15 protein-coding genes are annotated in these 18109 nt (G+C 72.6%); 12 read left to right on the top strand and 3 right to left on the bottom strand.

Annotation, left to right across the window (positions count from 1 at the left end; all coding sequences use genetic code 11):
• Positions 1-62: 62 nt before the first annotated feature.
• Positions 63-629 (bottom strand): cysteine dioxygenase, encoded by a 567-nt coding sequence (locus tag IE207_RS30775; protein WP_190187625.1) that lies wholly within the window; start codon positions 627-629, stop codon positions 63-65.
• A gap of 640 nt (positions 630-1269) precedes the next feature.
• Between IE207_RS30775 and IE207_RS30770 the strand changes: the two genes are divergently transcribed.
• The 3 genes from IE207_RS30770 to IE207_RS30760 all read left to right on the top strand — a co-directional run bounded on the left by IE207_RS30770 (position 1270) and on the right by IE207_RS30760 (position 6792).
• Entirely contained in the window at positions 1270-1533 is a 264-nt protein-coding gene (locus IE207_RS30770) for a WhiB family transcriptional regulator (RefSeq protein WP_003983763.1), read from the top strand.
• 208 nt (positions 1534-1741) lie between these two features.
• Positions 1742-5320 carry a glycosyltransferase family 2 protein gene (locus tag IE207_RS30765; RefSeq protein WP_190187624.1) on the top strand — a complete coding sequence of 1193 codons (3579 nt, stop codon included), beginning with the start codon at positions 1742-1744 and terminating at the stop codon, positions 5318-5320.
• Positions 5317-6792, top strand: coding sequence for a DUF5719 family protein (locus tag IE207_RS30760; protein WP_190187623.1), 1476 nt, complete (start codon positions 5317-5319; stop codon positions 6790-6792). The genes IE207_RS30765 and IE207_RS30760 overlap by 4 nt, the downstream gene beginning before the upstream one ends.
• 7 nt (positions 6793-6799) lie before the next feature.
• Here the strand turns inward: IE207_RS30760 and IE207_RS30755 are convergent, their stop codons facing one another.
• Positions 6800-7183: a metallopeptidase family protein gene (locus IE207_RS30755; RefSeq protein ID WP_229874172.1), complete on the bottom strand. Its 384-nt coding sequence runs from the start codon at positions 7181-7183 to the stop codon at positions 6800-6802.
• Between the two features lie 205 nt (positions 7184-7388).
• Here IE207_RS30755 and IE207_RS30750 point away from each other — a divergent pair, with 205 nt between their 5' ends.
• From IE207_RS30750 to IE207_RS30715, 8 genes are all read left to right on the top strand, one after another.
• Complete coding sequence (locus IE207_RS30750) at positions 7389-7841, top strand: DUF3499 domain-containing protein (protein WP_190187621.1); 453 nt, start codon at positions 7389-7391, stop codon at positions 7839-7841.
• Positions 7842-7930: 89 nt separating this feature from the next.
• The gene (locus IE207_RS30745; RefSeq protein WP_190187620.1) at positions 7931-9301 is read left to right on the top strand and encodes a phosphomannomutase/phosphoglucomutase; all 1371 of its coding nucleotides are present in this window, start codon (positions 7931-7933) and stop codon (positions 9299-9301) included.
• 102 nt (positions 9302-9403) lie between these two features.
• A complete protein-coding gene (locus IE207_RS30740) occupies positions 9404-9589 on the top strand; it encodes a Trm112 family protein (protein ID WP_136217718.1) in 186 nt (61 codons plus the stop codon).
• An 80-nt stretch (positions 9590-9669) separates the two neighbouring features.
• A complete protein-coding gene (locus IE207_RS30735; protein WP_190187619.1) occupies positions 9670-10803 on the top strand; it encodes an SIS domain-containing protein in 1134 nt (377 codons plus the stop codon).
• A gap of 52 nt (positions 10804-10855) precedes the next feature.
• Complete coding sequence (gene manA, locus IE207_RS30730) at positions 10856-12013, top strand: mannose-6-phosphate isomerase, class I (RefSeq protein ID WP_190187618.1); 1158 nt, start codon at positions 10856-10858, stop codon at positions 12011-12013.
• A 93-nt stretch (positions 12014-12106) separates the two neighbouring features.
• Positions 12107-13057, top strand: coding sequence for a cation diffusion facilitator family transporter (locus IE207_RS30725; RefSeq protein WP_190187617.1), 951 nt, complete (start codon positions 12107-12109; stop codon positions 13055-13057).
• Between the two features lie 263 nt (positions 13058-13320).
• Positions 13321-14757 carry an adenosylhomocysteinase gene (gene ahcY / locus IE207_RS30720; RefSeq protein WP_190187616.1) on the top strand — a complete coding sequence of 479 codons (1437 nt, stop codon included), beginning with the start codon at positions 13321-13323 and terminating at the stop codon, positions 14755-14757.
• Between the two features lie 103 nt (positions 14758-14860).
• Positions 14861-15514, top strand: a complete 654-nt coding sequence (locus IE207_RS30715; RefSeq protein ID WP_190187615.1) for a hypothetical protein — start codon at positions 14861-14863, stop codon at positions 15512-15514.
• Positions 15515-15519: 5 nt separating this feature from the next.
• Here IE207_RS30715 and IE207_RS30710 read toward each other — a convergent pair whose 3' ends face one another.
• Positions 15520-16425: an RDD family protein gene (locus tag IE207_RS30710; protein ID WP_190187614.1), complete on the bottom strand. Its 906-nt coding sequence runs from the start codon at positions 16423-16425 to the stop codon at positions 15520-15522.
• A gap of 132 nt (positions 16426-16557) precedes the next feature.
• Between IE207_RS30710 and IE207_RS30705 the strand changes: the two genes are divergently transcribed.
• The gene (locus IE207_RS30705; RefSeq protein WP_190187613.1) at positions 16558-17565 is read left to right on the top strand and encodes a stage II sporulation protein M; all 1008 of its coding nucleotides are present in this window, start codon (positions 16558-16560) and stop codon (positions 17563-17565) included.
• The last annotated feature ends 544 nt before the right edge of the window (positions 17566-18109 follow it).

Genomic DNA, 18109 nt, shown 5'->3' with positions numbered 1-18109 from the left:
CAGTCTGTCAGCAGGCCGCGCGCCGTCGCCCCGGGGTGGCGGCGCGCGGCCTGCGCGGAGCGTCAGGCGCCCACCGGGGCCTCGGCGAGGGCCTCGGGCCGCGCCGGGGAGCAGCTGTGCATGGGCATCTCGGTCAGGCCGGGGAAGTAGACGTGCAGGCTGACGGCGCCGTCGAGGGTGTCGTTGACGACCTCGTGGGCGCGGCCGGGGGCCAGGACGCGCTGGGCTCCGGCGGCGAGGGTGAGCGGGCCGCGCCGGCCGTGCTCGGTGAGCTCGCCCTCCAGGACGGTCAGTACGCCGGAGGAGTCACCGTGATCGTGCAGGCCGCTGCCCTGCCCGGGGACCCAGCTGAGCAGCCACACCTCGTAGCCGGGGCCGGTGCGCAGGCGGTGGTACCAGCGGGTGGTGGCGTCGTAGCGGACCAGGTGCTCCCACTGGGTGCGGTCCGCGGCGATGGAGCGGGCGAGGCCCACGAACTCGGCGACGGTGGCCGGGTGTTCGCGGGCGGGCTGGAGCAGGTGCTGTACGGAGAGGATGTCGCCGGCGATCTGGAGGTCGCTCTCGACCACGGCGGGGGCGGCGGCGCCGGTCGCGGCGGCGGTGGCGCTGGGCTTGGGGGTGCTGTTCATCGGGGGAGTCCTCGACGGATGTCAGTCGTGCTGGCGGTCGCTGTGGGGGTAGCCGGTTGCCCGGAGGAGCCGGGGCTCCCGGGGCATCAACAGCTGCAACAGCGACAGCGAACCTGGGCAGCGCACAGGAACCCACGAATGGGGGTCCGGGTGGCGGCTGCGGGCGCTGACATGCGTACAAGGAGAACGGTTCGGGCGCCGGACTGTCAACCCAATGTCCGCAATGGCCGAAAAGATTCACCTCATCCGGTTACCCGGTGCGGAGAAAGGTTTGTGCAGTACCGACCAGGGCATGTGGCGCTTGGTATGGCCCTTCCGACTCATCTCAAACCTCATGGCGCCATCGTGACCGGAATGTGATCCGCGCCGCATCTTCGGCCGGATCGCAACCACACCCCGGAGTGACGCGTGGGTTCAGGGTGAGGGCGGTAGCTTCGCGACACCTGTGGCATGTGTCACGATTTTTGGCGATATGAACACTTACGGCATTCGCTTGGTTCCGCAGAGTGAATAAGGGGCCCAATAGCAGACCCCGGCTTGACTGCTCCGGAGCCGCGCACTTGTAATTTCACTCGTGTCGTTACGTAGCGATCAGTAACGACAACACCACGGGGACGCACAGACAGAGCGAGGGGCGCACATGACCGAGCTGTTTCAGGAACTGCTGGTCGAGGAGGCGGACGAGGAGCTCGGATGGCAGGAGCGCGCTCTGTGCGCCCAGACCGACCCCGAATCCTTCTTTCCCGAGAAGGGCGGCTCCACCCGCGAAGCCAAGAAGGTCTGCCTCGCCTGCGAGGTCCGCTCCGAATGCCTTGAGTACGCCCTCGCCAACGACGAGCGATTCGGCATCTGGGGCGGCCTCTCCGAGCGCGAACGCCGCCGCCTGAAAAAGGCAGCCGTCTGAGCCTGCTCCGGGCAGGGACGGGCACACCCAACCGCATAGCGAACCAAGCCGACGGTCCGCCTCCCGCACCTTCCCCGCAGGAGGCGGACCGGCGCGTTCCGAGCCGTTAGTGTGGCGCTGTCCAGCAGCCTCCGAGGGCACACCACCCCCGGACCTTCCCCCAGGACCCGTCCCGGGGAACCCCCACGGTCGGAGGGCCCGTTCCGCGATGTCCCTGCACAGCAGCTCGACGGCCTCCCACCAGGTGGCCGGCACCCCCGAGTTCCCCCGGCACGTCGTCACCGCGGTCGTCGTCGCCCACGACGGCGCCCGCTGGCTGCCCCGCACCCTCGCCGGCCTCCTCGCCCAGGAACGCCCCGCACAGCAGTACGTCGCCGCCGACACCGGCAGCTCCGACGACTCCGCGCGCCTGCTCACCGAAGCCCTCGGCTCCGGCAACGTCCTCCACCTCGCCCGCCGCACCGGCTTCGGCACCGCGGTGGACGAAGCCGCCCGCAGCGCCGGCGAGCTGACCCCCGAGGACCTCCCGTACCTCAAGCGCCCCAGCGGCTGGGACCCCGTCAGCCGCACCTGGCGCGACGACGCCTACGACCTGCCCGAACTCCCCCACGGCGAACCCGTCCAGTGGCTCTGGCTGCTCCACGACGACAGCGCCCCCGAAGCCGACGCCCTCACCGAACTCCTGCGCGTCGCCGACGAGAACCCCGACGCCGCCGTCATCGGCCCCAAACTCCGCGGCTGGTACGACAAGAAACAGCTCCTCGAAGCCGGCGTCACCATCGCCCGCAGCGGCCGCCGTTGGACCGGCCTCGACCGCCGCGAACAGGACCAGGGCCAGCACGACCAGATCCGCCCCGTCCTGTCCGTCTCCACCGCCGGCATGCTCGTACGCCGCGACGTCTACGACGCCCTCGGCGGCTTCGACCGGCGCCTGCCCCTCATGCGCGACGACGTCGACCTCTGCTGGCGCGCCCACAGCGCCGGCCACACCGTCCTCGTCGCCCCCGACGCCGTCATGCGGCACGCCGAAGCCGCCGCCCGCGAACGCCGCACCGTCGACTGCGCCGGCCGCTCCTCCGTGAGCCCCCACCGCGTCGACAAGGCCGGCGCCGTCTACACCGTGCTGGCCAACTCCTCGGGCCGCGCCCTGCCCTACGTACTCCTGCGCCTGATCGTCGGCACCCTGCTGCGCACCCTCGGCTACCTCCTCGGCAAGGCACCCGGCCAGGCCGTCGACGAGTTCACCGGCCTGCTCGCCACCCTGCTCCGCCCCGGCCGGATCCTCGCCGCCCGCAAGGCCCGCCGCCGCCCCGCCGTCCCCGCCGCCGAACTGCGCCCCCTCTTCCCGCCGCCCGGCTCCACCCTGCGCGCCAACGCCGAACAGCTCGCCGGGTACTTCGGCGCGGACGGCGACACCGACACCGCCGGCGCGAGCCGGCACGGCGCCGCCACCGTCCCCCCCGAACCCGGATCAGAAGACGCCGACTACCTGGAAGGCGAACAGTCCGGGCGGCTCAAGCGGATCGCCCGCAACCCCGCCCCCGTCCTGTTCGCCCTCCTCCTGCTCGGCTCCCTCATCGCCTGCCGCGCCCTCCTCTTCGGCGGCTCCCTCATGGGCGGCGCCCTGCTGCCCGCCCCCGAACGGGGCCTCGACCTCTGGCGCACCTACACCTCCGACTGGCAGCCCGTCGCCGCCGGAACCGCCGCGGGCGCCCCGCCCTACCTCGCCGTCCTGGGCGCCGTCGCCACCCTGCTGTTCGGCTCCGCGCCGGCCGCCCTCACCCTGCTGCTGGTCTGCTCGGTTCCCCTCGCGGGCCTCACCGCCTACTTCGCGTCCCGCCCGCTCGTCGAATCCCGGCTGCTGCGCGCCTGGGCGGCCGTCGCCTACGCCTTCCTGCCCGCCGTGACCGGAGCACTCGCCGGCGGCCGCCTCGGCACGGCCGTCCTCGCGATCCTGCTCCCCCTCATCGCCCGCTCCGCCGCCACTGCCTTCGGCCTCGGCGACGTCGCCGGCGCCCCCGACCGCAGCTGGCGCGCCGCGTGGACCACCACCCTCCTGCTGACCCTGGCCACCGCCTTCACCCCCGCCGTCTGGCCCCTCGCCGCAGTCCTCGGCGCCGCCGCACTCCTCACCCGCCCCGCACGCCGCGCGGCGTACGCGCTGCGGCTCCTGGCCGTCCTCGCCGTACCGCTGCTCGCCCTCGCACCCTGGTCCCTCGGCCTGCTCACGCACCCCGACCGCTTCCTGCGCGAGGCCGGCCTGCCCTACGGGTCCGGCTCCGCCACCGCCCTCGACCTCCTCGGCGCCGGCCCCGGCGGCCCCGGCACCACCGGCGGCATACTGCTGCTCGGCGTCGTCCTCGCCGCCCTCGCCGCCCTGCTGCGCGCCGACCGGCGGTTCGCCGTCGGCGCCGCCTGGACCACCGCCCTGGCCGGCCTGCTCCTCGCCGTCGTCCTCAACCACAGCGCCTGGGCCGGCCCCGGCACCCTCGTGTACGGCCTCGGCCTGCTCGCGGCCGCCGTGGTCGGCGCGGACGGTGCCAAGGAGCGCGTGGCCGCCCGCAGCTTCGGCTGGCGCCAGCCGCTCGCCGCCCTCATCACGCTCGGCGCCGCCACCGGCCCCCTCATCGGCGCCGCCGTCTGGATGGTCTCCGGCGCCGACGGACCCCTCCAGCGGCGCGACCCCGTCCAAGTCCCCGCCTTCGTCGCCGCCCAGGCCGACGACAGCAACCGCAGCCGCACCCTGGTGCTCGGCGGAACCTCGCCCGCCACCGTCTCCTACGCCCTGGTCCGCGGCTCCGGCGCGCGCCTGGGCGATGCGGAACTCCTCACCGAAGCGGGCGCCGAACCCCGCCTCGCGAAGGTCGTGGCCAGCCTGGTCTCCGGCTCCGGCGCCGACCAGAGCGCGCAGCTCGGCGGCTTCGCCGTCCGCTACATCGTCCTGCCCGCCGACGGGCCCCGGCAGTTCCGGCAGGTCCTCGACGCCACCCCCGGCCTCAAGTCCGGCCGTCAGGACGACGGCACCGCCGTCTGGGAGGTCGAACGCTCCCTCGCCCGCGCCGTCATCGTCCCCGGCAAGCAGGGGCAGGCGCCCATCGCCGTCGAGGCGGAGCCCGTCGAGGCCCACACCAAGATCCCGGCGGGGGAGGAGGGCCGGATGCTGCGGATCGCCGACCGGGCCGCCCCCGGCTGGCAGGCCACCCTCGACGGCAAACCCCTGAGGCCGAAGACCCTGGACGGCTGGGCGCAGGGCTTCGAACTGCCCGCCAAGGGCGGCCGTCTGGACCTCACCTACCAGGACTCCCTCGCCCGCGACGCCTGGCACTGGACCCAGGGCCTGCTCGCCCTCCTGCTGCTCGTACTGGCCCTCCCGGGCCGCCGGGCACGGCTCGACGACGACCTCCCGGAGGAAGCGGCCGCCCTCCCGGAGCAGCCCGGCCCGGGCGAGGGCCGTCGCGCCCGCCGGCTGCGCGCCGAAGCGGACGCGCAGGCCGGGGTGCCGGCGGCCGCCGAAGCCGCCGTCGCCGCGGACCCGTACGCGCAGATCCCGGCGCAGCCGGCCTACGGGGAACAGCCGTACGGGCAGCAGCCCTACGGGGACGAGAGCTACGCCTACCAGGCCTACCCGTACGAACAGCAGCAGCCGCAGCAGCCGTACGCCGAGCCGTACCCCTACCAGCAGCAGCCGTACGACCCGTACCAGCAGCAGCAACAGCCCCAGCGGCAGGAACCGCCGTACACCTACGGACAGCACGACCCGCGTCCGGACGGGAGCACCCAGCAGTGAAGCAGCGCGCCCCCCTCACGCTGGCCGCCGTCGCGGCGGCACTGGCGGCCCTCACCGGCCTCGCCTCCCTCACCGCCCCGGCAGCCGCCCCCGCCGACGCGAAGAAGACGGCGGCCGGCACCCGGATGCCGGTGGAGCAGTCCGTGCTGGTGTGCCCCGCGCCCAGTTCCTCGGACATCGCCGAGACCACGTACACCTCGATCACCCCCGGCGCGGCCGGCGGCAAGGGCTCGGCCCGGCTCTCGGCCAAGGACGGCAAGACCGTCCTGGAGCCGAAGGAACCCGGCAAGCCCGTCGGCGCGACCGCCTCCGGCGCCGAGGCACCCGCCCTGACCGGCGTCGCGAGCGGGAACCTCGCACCCGGCTGGACGGCCCAGCAGACCACGAAGGTCTCCGTCGGCCAGGCGCGCGGCCTCCTCGGGGTCGGCTGCACCGCGCCCGGCACCGACTTCTGGTTCCCCGGCGTCAGCACCGCCAAGGGCCGCCAGGACTACATCCACCTCACCAACCCCGACGACACCGTCGCCGAGGTCGACATCAAGCTCTACGGCCCCGACGGGCTGCTCAAGGACAAGCCGGGCACCCCCGACCGCGTCTTCCAGGTCGACCCCCACTCCACCGCCCGCGTCCTGCTCTCCCCCCTCGTCCCCGACGCCCAGGTGGCCGACGTCACCGCCCACGTCACGACCGGCTCGGGACGGGTCGGGGCCTCCGCACAGATCGCCGAGGACGGCGTCGGCGCCGACTGGCTGCCCGCCTCCACCGACCCGGCCGGGTCCCTGGTGCTGCCCGGCATCCCCGCCGACGCCACCTCCGTACGGCTGGTCGCCTTCGCACCCGGCGAGGACGACGCCGAGGTGAACCTGCGCCTCGCGGGACCGGGCGGCGCCATCACCCCCGCCGGCAACGAGCAGTTGCACGTCAAGGCCGGTATGACGACGAGCGTGGACCTCAAGGACGTGACCCGGGGCGAGGCGGGTTCGCTGCTGCTGACCCCGGCGGACGCGAAGAAGCCCGTACCGCTCGTCGCGGCGGTACGGGTGGTGCGCGGCAGCGGCACGAAGCAGGAACTGGGCTTCGTCCCGGCGACCTCCCCGGTCGGCGCGCGGGCGACGGTCGCCGACAACCGCACCGACGACAAGGCGACCGCCGTGGCCCTCACGGCGGTCGGCGCCGACGCGAAGGTACGCGTCACGGCCTCGCCGGGCACCGAGGGCGGCCAGCCGGCCGTCCGGGAACTCACCGTCAAGGCGGGCACCACCCAGGCGCTCTCCCCGGCCCCGGCCCCGACCGGCGGCAAGGGCGCGTACGCCCTGACGATCGAGACCCTCTCCGGTGGCCCGGTCCACGCCTCGCGGACCCTGACGCTGCCGCAGGACGGCATCCCGATGTTCACCGTCCAGCCGTTCTGCGACGACCACTCGACGGTGGCGGTCCCGAAGCCGTCGCAAGACCTCGGCGTCCTCTTCTGAGGACGGTTCAGTCCTGGCCGTAGCGCGGGTCCACGATCTCCGGGGAGAGCCCCAGCAGGTCGGCCACCTGCTCCACCACGACCTCGTGGACCAGCAGCGCCCGCTCGTCCCGTGACTTCGCCCGGATCTCCACCGGCCGCCGGAACACCACGACCCGGGCCGGCCGCCCCTCGCCCGCGTCCGTCAGCCCGCCGAGAGGCACGGCCTCGTCGTTCCAGCCGCCCTCCGGGCCACCCGGCGGCCCCGGCACGTCCGCGATCACGAACTCCACCTCGGCCAGCTGCGGCCACCGCCGCTCCAGCCGCTCCACCGAATCCCGCACCAGGTCACCGAAGAGCTCCGACCGGCTGGCCGCCAGCGGCACCTGAGGGGGCGCCACCGGCCCCCGCATGCCCCGCCCGTGCCGGTCGCGCCGACGGGGGCGCGGCTCGGACGCAGGGGGCAGGGGGCCGGAGGAGGAGGGGCCGGGAGGGCTCGGGGGAGTCAGCGGGCTGTCCGTCACCCCCGCAGGGTAGCCCTGACCCGGCCGCCTGGCAGGGGCCCGGCCCGGTCACGGACCGATGTCGTACCGCGAACGATCCGGCCAAGGTTCCCGGGTGTTCGAGGCGACACGGCCGGGTGGCCGACGGCCGAGTCGTCGCGGCCCGGTCAAGAGTGCGGTACCGTCCAACGTCGTGAGCCTTGTACGTCGCTGTTCGCGCACCGCGTGCGGCCGCCCTGCCGTCGCCACACTGACGTACGTCTACGCCGACTCGACCGCAGTTCTCGGCCCGCTCGCCACGTACGCCGAACCCCACTGTTACGACCTGTGCGCCGAGCACTCCGAGCGCCTGACCGCCCCCAGGGGCTGGGAAGTCGTACGCCTTACGGACGGCGGCCCGCCTTCGCGCCCCAGCGGCGACGACCTCGAAGCGCTGGCCAACGCCGTGCGCGAAGCGGCCCGTCCGCACGACCGCGCCGCCGAGGCCGGCAAGTCCGTACCGGGACCCCAGGCCACCGGCGAGACCCGAAGGGGACACCTGCGCGTCCTGCGCTCGCCGGAATCCTGACGCCCGCCCGCCACCCGGCGCATCTGAAACGCGGTACTCCGTTCAGGGTAGGTTTGCTCCACCGCACAGATCCTCAGGAGGGGCAGGCAGTGGCCGCAGATCTTTCGAACATCGTCAAGGCGTACGACGTACGAGGCGTCGTGCCGGACGAGTGGGACGAGCCGCTGGCCGAGCTGTTCGGTGCCGCCTTCGTCGAGGTGACCGCGGCGACCGCGATCGTCGTCGGGCACGACATGCGCCCCTCCTCGCCGGGCCTGTCCGCCGCCTTCGCGCGCGGCGCCGCCGCCCGCGGCGTCGACGTCACCCTGATCGGCCTGTGCTCCACCGACCAGCTGTACTACGCCTCCGGCAAGCTCGACCTGCCCGGTGCGATGTTCACGGCCTCCCACAACCCGGCCCAGTACAACGGCATCAAGCTGTGCCGCGCGGGCGCCGCCCCCGTGGGCCAGGACACCGGCCTCGCCACCATCCGCGAACTGGCCGAGAAGTGGTCCGACGAGGGCGCCCCGGCGATCCCCGCCGGCACCGTCGCGGGCACCATCACCGAGCAGGACACCCTCGCCGGGTACGCCGAGCACCTCAAGTCCCTGGTGGACCTGCGCGGCATCCGCCCGCTCAAGGTCGTCGTGGACGCGGGCAACGGCATGGGCGGCCACACCGTCCCGACCGTCTTCGAGGGCCTGCCGCTGGAGCTCGTCCCGATGTACTTCGAACTGGACGGCACCTTCCCCAACCACGAGGCCAACCCCCTCGACCCGAAGAACATCGTGGACCTCCAGGCGCGCGTGAAGGCCGAGGGCGCCGACCTGGGCCTCGCCTTCGACGGCGACGCCGACCGCTGCTTCGTCGTCGACGAGCGCGGCGAGGGCGTCTCCCCGTCCGCGATCACCGCGCTGGTCGCGGCCCGCGAGCTGGCCCGCAACGGCGGCAGCGGCGTCGTGATCCACAACCTGATCACCTCCTGGTCCGTCCCGGAGGTCGTCAAGGAGAACGGCGGCACTCCGGTGCGCACCCGCGTCGGCCACTCCTTCATCAAGGAGGAGATGGCCACCTCCGGCGCCATCTTCGGCGGCGAGCACTCGGCGCACTACTACTTCAAGGACTTCTGGAACGCGGACACCGGCATGCTCGCCGCGCTCCACGTCCTGGCGGCCCTCGGCGGCCAGGAAGGCTCCCTCTCCGACCTGGTGTCCTCCTACGACCGCTACGTCGGCTCCGGCGAGATCAACTCCACCGTCGCCGACCAGGCCGCCCGCACCGCTGCCGTCAAGGACGTCTACGCCCCCCAGGAAGGTGTCGCCGTCGACGAACTCGACGGCCTCACCGTCACCACCGCCGACTGGTGGTTCAACCTGCGCCCCTCCAACACCGAACCGCTCCTGCGGCTCAACGTCGAGGCCCGCGATCTGGCGACCCTCGCCAAGGTCCGCGACGAAGTCCTCGCCCTGGTCCGCGCGTAACACCCGCACCCCCTGTGTCACCGTCACCGCCGGGCCGCGATACGCGCGGCCCGGCGGTACGCTGACCTCGCCCAAACCGCATGTTCGAAGGGAAGCGCCACCATGCCGCTCGAAGCCGGCCTTCTGGAGATCCTCGCCTGCCCCGCCTGCCACTCGCCCCTGGAGGACAAGTCGGCCGACGCGGACGCACCCGAGCTGATCTGCACCGGCCAGGACTGCGGTCTCGCCTACCCGGTCCGCGACGGCATCCCGGTCCTCCTCGTGGACGAGGCCCGCCGGCCCGCCTGAGGCACCCCGCGCGCAGACGCCGATACCGGTTCCGCCCCCGGGTCCGCCCGGGTCCGTCCACCACACTGCCGGAGGCCGCCATGCTCGACGAGTCCATCCTCGACGCACCGGAGGAACTCGCCCGCGCCGACCGCCGCGGCCTCCTGCGCGGCGCCGCCGAAGCCGGCGCCCGCGTCCGCACCGCCGCCCGGCACGCCACCGAGGCGGGCCTCGGCGACCTGCGCCCCGAAGGCCGCCCCCGCGCCGTACTGATCGCCGGCCCCGGCACCGCGGCCACCGGCGTCGCCGACCTGCTCGGCGCCCTCGCCGGAGCCTCCGCCCCCGTCGCCCGCCTGCACCCCACCGGCGTCGCACACGCCGCCGGGGCGCTGCGCTGGACGCTGCCCGGCTGGGCCGGCCCCGTCGATCTGCTCCTCATCGCCACCACCGACGGCACCGAGCCCGGCCTCGCCGTTCTCGCCGAGCAGGCCTACCGGCGCGGCTGCACCGTCGTGGCCGTCGCACCCGAGCGTTCCCCGCTGAGCGAGGCCGTGGACGGCGCCCACGGAGTCCTCGTACCGATGGCCAAGGCCCCGTACCAGGAGTACGACGAGTCGGCCGCCGCCGGCCCCGGAGCACTGTGGGCCCTGCTCACCCCGTTGCTGGTGCTGCTCGACAAGGTCGGCCTGGTCGAGGCGTCCCCCGGTTCCCTCCAGCTCGTCGCCGACCGGCTCGACCGCACCGCCGAACGCTGCGGCCCCGCGATCGCCACGTACTCCAACCCGGCCAAGACCCTCGCCACCGAACTCGCCGACTCGCTCCCCCTCATCTGGAGCGAGGGCGCCGGAGCCGGCCCGGCCGGACGCCGTTTCGCCGCCACCCTCGCCGAACTCGCGGGCCGCCCCGCCCTGTCCGCCGAACTCCCCGAGGCGCTGCCCGCCCACGGAGTCCTGCTCGCCGGGGCCTTCGCCGCCGGCGCCGACCCCGACGACTTCTTCCGCGACCGCGTCGAAGAACCCCAGGCCCTGCACGCCCGCGTCGTCCTGCTGCGCGACCGGCCCACCGGCGGCCTCACCGCGGCACCCGCCGCCCGGGAGCTCGCGCTCAGCCACGACACGGCCATCAGCGAACTCGAACCGGAGGAAGGCGGCGAACTCGAACAGCTCGCCGAACTCCTCGCCGTCACGGACTTCGCCACCGCCTACCTCGCGCTGGCTTCCAGGACGCACGGCTGAGACCGCACCGGCGCTGCACAGAACCACCAGATCCACATCCAGGAAGACGACGATGGACCGCCTCACGAACCCGATCCGCCCCTACGCCTGGGGTTCCACCACCGCGATCCCCGCCCTCCTCGGGGTGGAACCCACCGGTGAGCCCCAGGCCGAGATGTGGATGGGCGCCCACCCCGGCGCCCCCTCCCGCCTCGACCGCGGCGTCGGCGAGACCACCCTCGCGGAGGTCATCGCCGCCGACCCCGAGGGCGAGCTCGGCGCGGCCGCCGTCGCCAAGTTCGGCCCCCGTCTGCCCTTCCTGCTCAAGATCCTCGCCGCTGGGGCGCCGCTCTCCCTCCAGGTCCACCCGGACCTCGCCCAGGCCGAGGAGGGCTTCGAGGACGAGGAACGCCGGGGCATCCCCGTCGACGCGGGCCACCGCAACTACAAGGACCCCAACCACAAGCCCGAGATGATCTGCGCGCTGACCCCCTTCGACGGCCTGTGCGGCTTCCGCCAGCCGCAGGAGGCCGCGAAGCTGCTCGACGGCCTCGGCGTGGACTCCCTCAAGCCGTACGTCGACCTCCTCTCGGCCCATCCGGAGGAGGCGGCCCTGCGCGAGGTGCTCACCGCCGTACTGAGCGCGGACCGCGCCGAGATGGCCCGTACGGTCGCCGAGGCCGGCGCCGCGATCGAACGCCTCGGCGGCGCGTACGCCCCGTACGCCTCGCTCGTCCACCACTTCCCGGGCGACCCGGGCGTGATCGCGGCCATGCTCCTCAACCACGTCCGACTCCAGCCCGGCGAGGCCATGTTCCTCGGCGCCGGCGTCCCGCACGCCTACCTCGACGGCCTCGGTGTGGAGCTGCTGGCCAACTCCGACAACGTGCTGCGCGCCGGGCTCACCCCCAAGCACGTGGACGTGCCCGAGCTGCTCAAGGTCGTACGGTTCGAGCCGGGCGACCCGGCCGTGCAGCGCCCCGAGGGCAACGGCGAAGAGGTCTACGAGACCCCCATCGACGAATTCCGGCTCTCCCGCTTCGCCCTGGCCCCCGGCGCCGCCCCGCACCCGCTCCCGGACGGCGCCCCGCAGATCCTGCTCTGCACCGCGGGCCGCCCGAAGGCCGGCGAAGTGACGCTGTCCCCAGGGGAGTCGGTCTTCGTCCCGGCGGGTGAAAGGGTCGAACTGTCCGGAACGGGCACCATCTTCCGCGCCACGGTCTCCCTCTGACGTGGCGCCCGGGGCTACGGCTGCAACAATGTGCCGCCGTAGCGCGGCGCCCCCGTCGGGGTCGCCGAACCGAGGAAGGGACTGCAAAAACCCATGAGCGCGTCGGGCGGTACCAGGGCGATCGTGGCGGCACTCGCCGCCAACCTCGCCATCGCTGCAGCCAAGTTCGTGGCCTTCGTCTTCAGCGGCTCGTCGTCGATGCTCGCGGAAAGCGTCCACTCGCTGGCGGACTCCGGCAACCAGGGGCTGCTGCTCCTCGGCGGCAAGAAGGCCCAGCGCGAAGCCACGCCCCAACACCCCTTCGGGTACGGGCGGGAACGCTACATCTACGCCTTCCTCGTCTCCATCGTCCTGTTCACCGTCGGTGGCATGTTCGCCATCTACGAGGGCTACGAGAAGATCAAGGAGCCACACCCGATCGACGCCTGGTACTGGCCGATCGGCGTGCTCGTCTTCTCGATCATCGCGGAGGGCTTCTCGTTCAAGACGGCGATCAAGGAGTCGAACGAGCTGCGCGGCAAGCAGACGTGGGGCCAGTTCATCAAGCGGGCCAAGGCCCCCGAACTCCCGGTCGTCCTGCTCGAAGACGCCGGCGCCCTCGTCGGCCTCGTCCTCGCCCTGGCGGGCGTCGGCCTCGCCCTCGCCACCGGGAACGGCATCTGGGACGGCATCGGCACCCTGTGCATCGGCGTCCTCCTGATCGTCATCGCGCTCGTACTCGCCGCCGAGACCAAGTCCCTGCTGCTCGGTGAGGCCGCGGGCGCGGAGGACGTCGAGAAGATCAAGGCCGCTCTCGTCGACGGCGACGTCGTCACCCGCGTGATCCACATGCGCACCCTGCACCTCGGGCCGGAGGAGCTGCTGGTGGCCGCCAAGATCGCCGTCCAGCACGACGACACGGCCGCCGAGGTGGCCAACGCCATCAACGCCGCCGAGGCCCGTATCCGCGAGGCCGTGCCGATCGCCCGGGTGATCTACCTGGAGCCGGACATCTACCACGCCGCAACCGCGCCGAACGGCGCCGGCTCCGGCAAGAGCCTCTGACCCCGGTCCTCGCGCTGCCCACGCCCGCTTCCCCGCCTCGTTCGCCGCCTCGTTCCCCGTCTTGTTCACCGTCCCACTGGGGTCGACCGCACTGATCGGGTAGATTCGTCATCAGTGTCAGGCGTCGCTGCTGATGGCGGTCGGGCGGTCCTCGTGACCGGCCGAGGGGAGAGAGGGCCCCCGACGGACTGTGCTCAGTGCTCTGGCGCGCCAGAGCACGGCCCAGCCGTACCCACCCTCTCGAACCATGAGGAGCAGCACCCATGGACTTCAAGGTCGCAGACCTCTCCCTTGCCGCGTTCGGCCGCAAGGAGATCACCCTGGCCGAGCACGAGATGCCGGGCCTGATGTCGATCCGCAAGGAGTACGCGGCGAGCCGGCCGCTGGCCGGCGCACGCATCACCGGCTCCCTGCACATGACCGTGCAGACCGCCGTCCTCATCGAGACCCTCGTCGCCCTCGGCGCCGACGTCCGCTGGGCCTCCTGCAACATCTTCTCCACCCAGGACCACGCGGCCGCCGCCATCGCCGTCGGCCCGAACGGCACCCCGGAGAACCCGCAGGGCGTTCCCGTCTTCGCCTGGAAGGGCGAGACGCTGGAGGAGTACTGGTGGTGCACGGAGCAGGCGCTGACCTGGCCGAACACCCCCACCGGCGGTCCGAACATGATCCTCGACGACGGTGGTGACGCCACCCTCCTGGTCCACAAGGGCGTCGAGTTCGAGAAGGCCGGCGCGGCCCCCGACCCGGCGACGGCGGACTCCGAGGAGTACGCCCACATCCTCACCCTCCTCAACCGGACCCTGGGCGAGGCCCCGCAGAAGTGGACGCAGCTCGCGTCCGAGATCCGGGGGGTGACGGAGGAGACCACGACCGGTGTCCACCGTCTGTACGAGATGATGGCCGAGGGCACGCTGCTGTTCCCGGCGATCAACGTGAACGACGCGGTGACGAAGTCGAAGTTCGACAACAAGTACGGCTGCCGGCACTCGCTGATCGACGGCATCAACCGTGCGACGGACGTGCTGATCGGTGGCAAGGTCGCCGTGGTGTGCGGTTACGGCGATGTCGGCAAGGGGTGTGCGGAGTCGCTGCGCGGTCAGGGCGCGCGGGTCATCGTGACGGAGATCGACCCGATCTGTGCGCTCCAGGCGGCGATGGACGGCTACCAGGTCGCGACGCTGGACGACGTGGTGGAGATCGCGGACATCTTCATCACCACGACCGGCAACAAGGACATCATCATGGCCTCGGACATGGCCAAGATGAAGCACCAGGCGATCGTGGGCAACATCGGTCACTTCGACAACGAGATCGACATGGCCGGTCTGGCGAAGATCGAGGGCATCGTCAAGGACGAGGTCAAGCCGCAGGTCCACACGTGGAAGTTCCCCGACGGCAAGGTTCTGATCGTGCTGTCCGAGGGGCGTCTGCTGAACCTGGGCAACGCGACCGGTCACCCGTCCTTCGTGATGTCGAACTCCTTCGCGGACCAGACGCTCGCGCAGATCGAGCTGTTCACCAAGCCCGAGGAGTACCCGACCGACGTCTACGTGCTGCCCAAGCACCTCGACGAGAAGGTCGCCCGCCTCCACCTCGACGCGCTGGGCGTCAAGCTCACCACCCTGCGCCCGGAGCAGGCCGCCTACATCGGCGTCAAGGTCGAAGGCCCGTACAAGCCCGACCACTACCGCTACTGATCCCCGACGGATCACGCGCGACACCCTTGGCAGGCCCCCGGCACACCGCCGGGGGCCTGCCCCGTACCCGAGACGACTCCTCCCAGAAACGAAACGTGCGCCCATGCCCCGCGGCCGCTACTCGCTCCACGACCCGCACGACCACACCCCGCTCGGCGAGGAGCACTTCCACTGCGCCCCCGGCCCGAGCGGCTGGCGCTACGTCTCCCAGCTGACCGCCCCGAACGGCGACCACCGGGGCTCCGTGGACCTGGCCGTCGACGCACTCGGCCGCCCCATCCGCCTGGAGGTCAACGCCGCGAGCTGGCAGGTCCGGGGCGCCGCCATCGACGGCGTCACCTGGGTCCGCACCGACCCCACCGGCACCGAGGCCACCGAGGGCAACGTCCACGCCCCCGGCTTCACCGGCACCTCCCCGGCCTTCCTCATCGCGACGGCCCGCCTGCTGCGCCTGACCCCGGGCGCCCCCGCCACCCGCGTCCGGCTCGTCGCCCTCACCGACCCGGTCCTGGCACCCCGCACCGTCGACCAGGCCTGGGCCCTGACCGGCCGCACGGAACACGCCACCGACAGCGGGCCGCTCCAGGTGGACGAGTACCGGGTCAGCGCCCTCGACACCGGCGAGGTCCACACCGTGCACATCGCCGGTGACGTGGTCCTCTCCGCGCCCGGCATCGAGCTGGAGCACCTGGAGACGCCGCCCTCCACCTTCGCGGACCCCGAGGACCCCGAAGGCTCCGCGGACTCCTGGGGCTGACCGGCTCAGGCGGGCGGCGCGAACCCGGTCCCGCCGCCGGTGGACGCGGGGGGCGCCGCCGGCGGGACGTACGGAGCCGGGGCCGCGTAGGGCGCCGGTCCCTGCACGGCCGGGGCGGCCACGGGGTGACCGTACGCCGGAGCCGGGGGAGCGTACGGCGCTCCGGCCCCGAACGCCCGGGCAGCGTCCCGCGACTGCCGCTCGTGCACCACCGCCATGAGGAACGCGGCGGCCGGCACTCCCGCCGGCGGGGGAGTCCCCGTCCGCGCCACCACCTCGTCCGCCAGCTTCGCCGCCATCGCGGCGCCCGTCGCCGGGTCCAGCTGGTTCATCCGGGTCAAGTACTGCCGTACCGCCAGCCACAACCCGTCGGGCACCGCCGACAGGTCCAGCCCCGAGAACCGCCCGGCCAGCCACGGAGGCGGCGCGGGCACCGGCATCACCCGCGCCCCCGGCACGCGCTCCCGTATCACCAGCGTCCCCGCGAACACGTCACCGAGCCGCCGCCCCCGCTCCGACACCAGCGAGGCGATGCAGGCCACCGCCCCGAAGGTCATCTGCAGCTCCACCACCCCCATGGCCCCCCGCACGAGCGCATGCCGGAACCGGATCGGCCCGCCGTCCTCCCGCACCACCCGCAACCCGCAGGCCAGCTTCCCCAGCGACCGGCCGTGGCTCAGCGTCTCCACCGCGATCGGCACACCGACCAGCACCAGCAGGAACATCCCCACCTGCACGGCCGCCTGCGCCGCCTCGTCCAGCGAAGCCGTAGCGAACACCACCCCGAGCGACACGATCACGTACCCGACGACGTAGACGAACGCGTCCAGCATGACCGCCAGCGCCCGGCTCGGCAGTCTCGCCGGCCGCAACCCCAGGACGACCGCGTCCCCCGTCACCAGATCGCTCACTGATGCGCACCCTTCCCGTCACCTGACCGGCCTGACCAGACCTGACCCGCCCCTGTGCCGATCAGTCTGCCAAGCTGACCACGGCAGCAGTAGCCGGCAGTGGGCGGCCAGGGGCAGGGGAGCGGTAAAGCGATGGATGTCGACGTCTTCGTGGCGGCCCACCAGGCGCAGTGGGCCCGGCTGGAACAGCTCCTCGGCCGCGGCCGTCGGCTCACGGGAGCGGAGGCGGACGAGCTCGTCGAGCTCTACCAGAGCGCCTCCACCCACCTTTCCCTGATCCGGTCCAGCGCCCCCGACCCGATGCTCATCGGCCGTCTCACCCAGCTCGTCGCCCGCGCCCGCGCCTCGGTGACCGGCGCCCGCCGGGCCGGCTGGCGCGACGCGGCCCGCTTCTTCACCGCCGGCTTCCCGGCCGCCGTCTACCGCAGCCGCCGCTGGTGGATACCGACGGCGCTGCTGTCCGTCGCGGTCGGCGTCCTCATCGGCTGGTGGATCGCCACCCACCCCGAGGTGCAGGCCGCGGTCGCGGCGCCGGCGGAGCTCAAGAAGCTGACCCGGCCCGGCGGCGAGTACGAGACGTACTACTCCAGCCACCCCGCGGCCTCCTTCGCGGCCCAGGTCTGGACGAACAACGCCCAAGCGGCGGCGGTCTGCCTGGTCCTCGGAGCCTTCCTCGGGCTCCCCGTGCTGTGGATCCTGTTCCTGAACATGGCCAACCTCGGGGTCGGCATCGGCCTGATGGCCTCCGCAGGCCGTCTCGACGTCTTCCTCGGCCTGATCCTCCCGCACGGCCTGCTCGAACTGACGGCGGTCTTCGTCGCCGCCGGTACGGGTCTGCGCCTCGGCTGGACGGTCATCGACCCGGGCCCCCGCACCCGCCGCACGGCCCTCGCCGAGCAGGGCCGCGCCGCCCTGGGCATGGCCATCGGCCTGGCCGTCGTCCTCTTCGTCTCGGGCCTGATCGAGGGTTTCGTGACCCCGTCCGGCCTCCCCACCTGGGCCCGCATCACCATCGGCGTCGCCGCCGAGGCGGCCTTCCTTACGTACGTCTACGTCCTGGGCGGCCGCGCCTCCCGGGCGGGCGAGGTGGGCGACGTCGAGGCAGCGGACCGCACGTCGACGCTCCCCACCGCGGCCTGATGTGCGCGGGGCCCACCGGAGCTGCTAGTCTCCTCGCCTGTCCCGCAAACACTGTTGACACGGTGTCTGCGGGGAGGTAGATTCAAACGGTTGCCCGAGCCGGACAGGTTCGGACGTGATCGTTTAAAATCTCTCTCGCCCCAGGAATTGAATTCCAAGTGGGCACCGCCGTCTCATCATCGAAGCTTCGAAGCCGGGAAAACCGGTGGAAAAGTTCTGATAGAGTCGGAATCGCCGGAAAGGGAAACGCGAAAGCGCGGAACCGGAGGGCGGAAAACAAGCGGGACTGACTCTGATAGAGTCGGAAACGCAAGAACAAAACGAAGAACAAAGGAAGCGCCCGGAGGAAAGCCCGAGAGGGTGAGTACGAAGGAAGCGTCCGTTCCTTGAGAACTCAACAGCGTGCCAAAAATCAACGCCAGAAGTTGATACCCCGTCCACTTCGGTGGATGAGGTTCCTTTGAAAAAGTCCTGGCTCTGATTCTGTCAGGGGCAGGCAACCGAACACAGCGAGGACGTTGTGGTCAGCCGGTCTTATTCCGAC

Source organism: Streptomyces cirratus, from assembly GCF_014650775.1.
Lineage (GTDB): Bacteria > Actinomycetota > Actinomycetes > Streptomycetales > Streptomycetaceae > Streptomyces > Streptomyces cirratus.
Note: the sequence above shows the minus strand (reverse complement) of the source record. Positions and strands in the feature narration are given on the sequence as shown.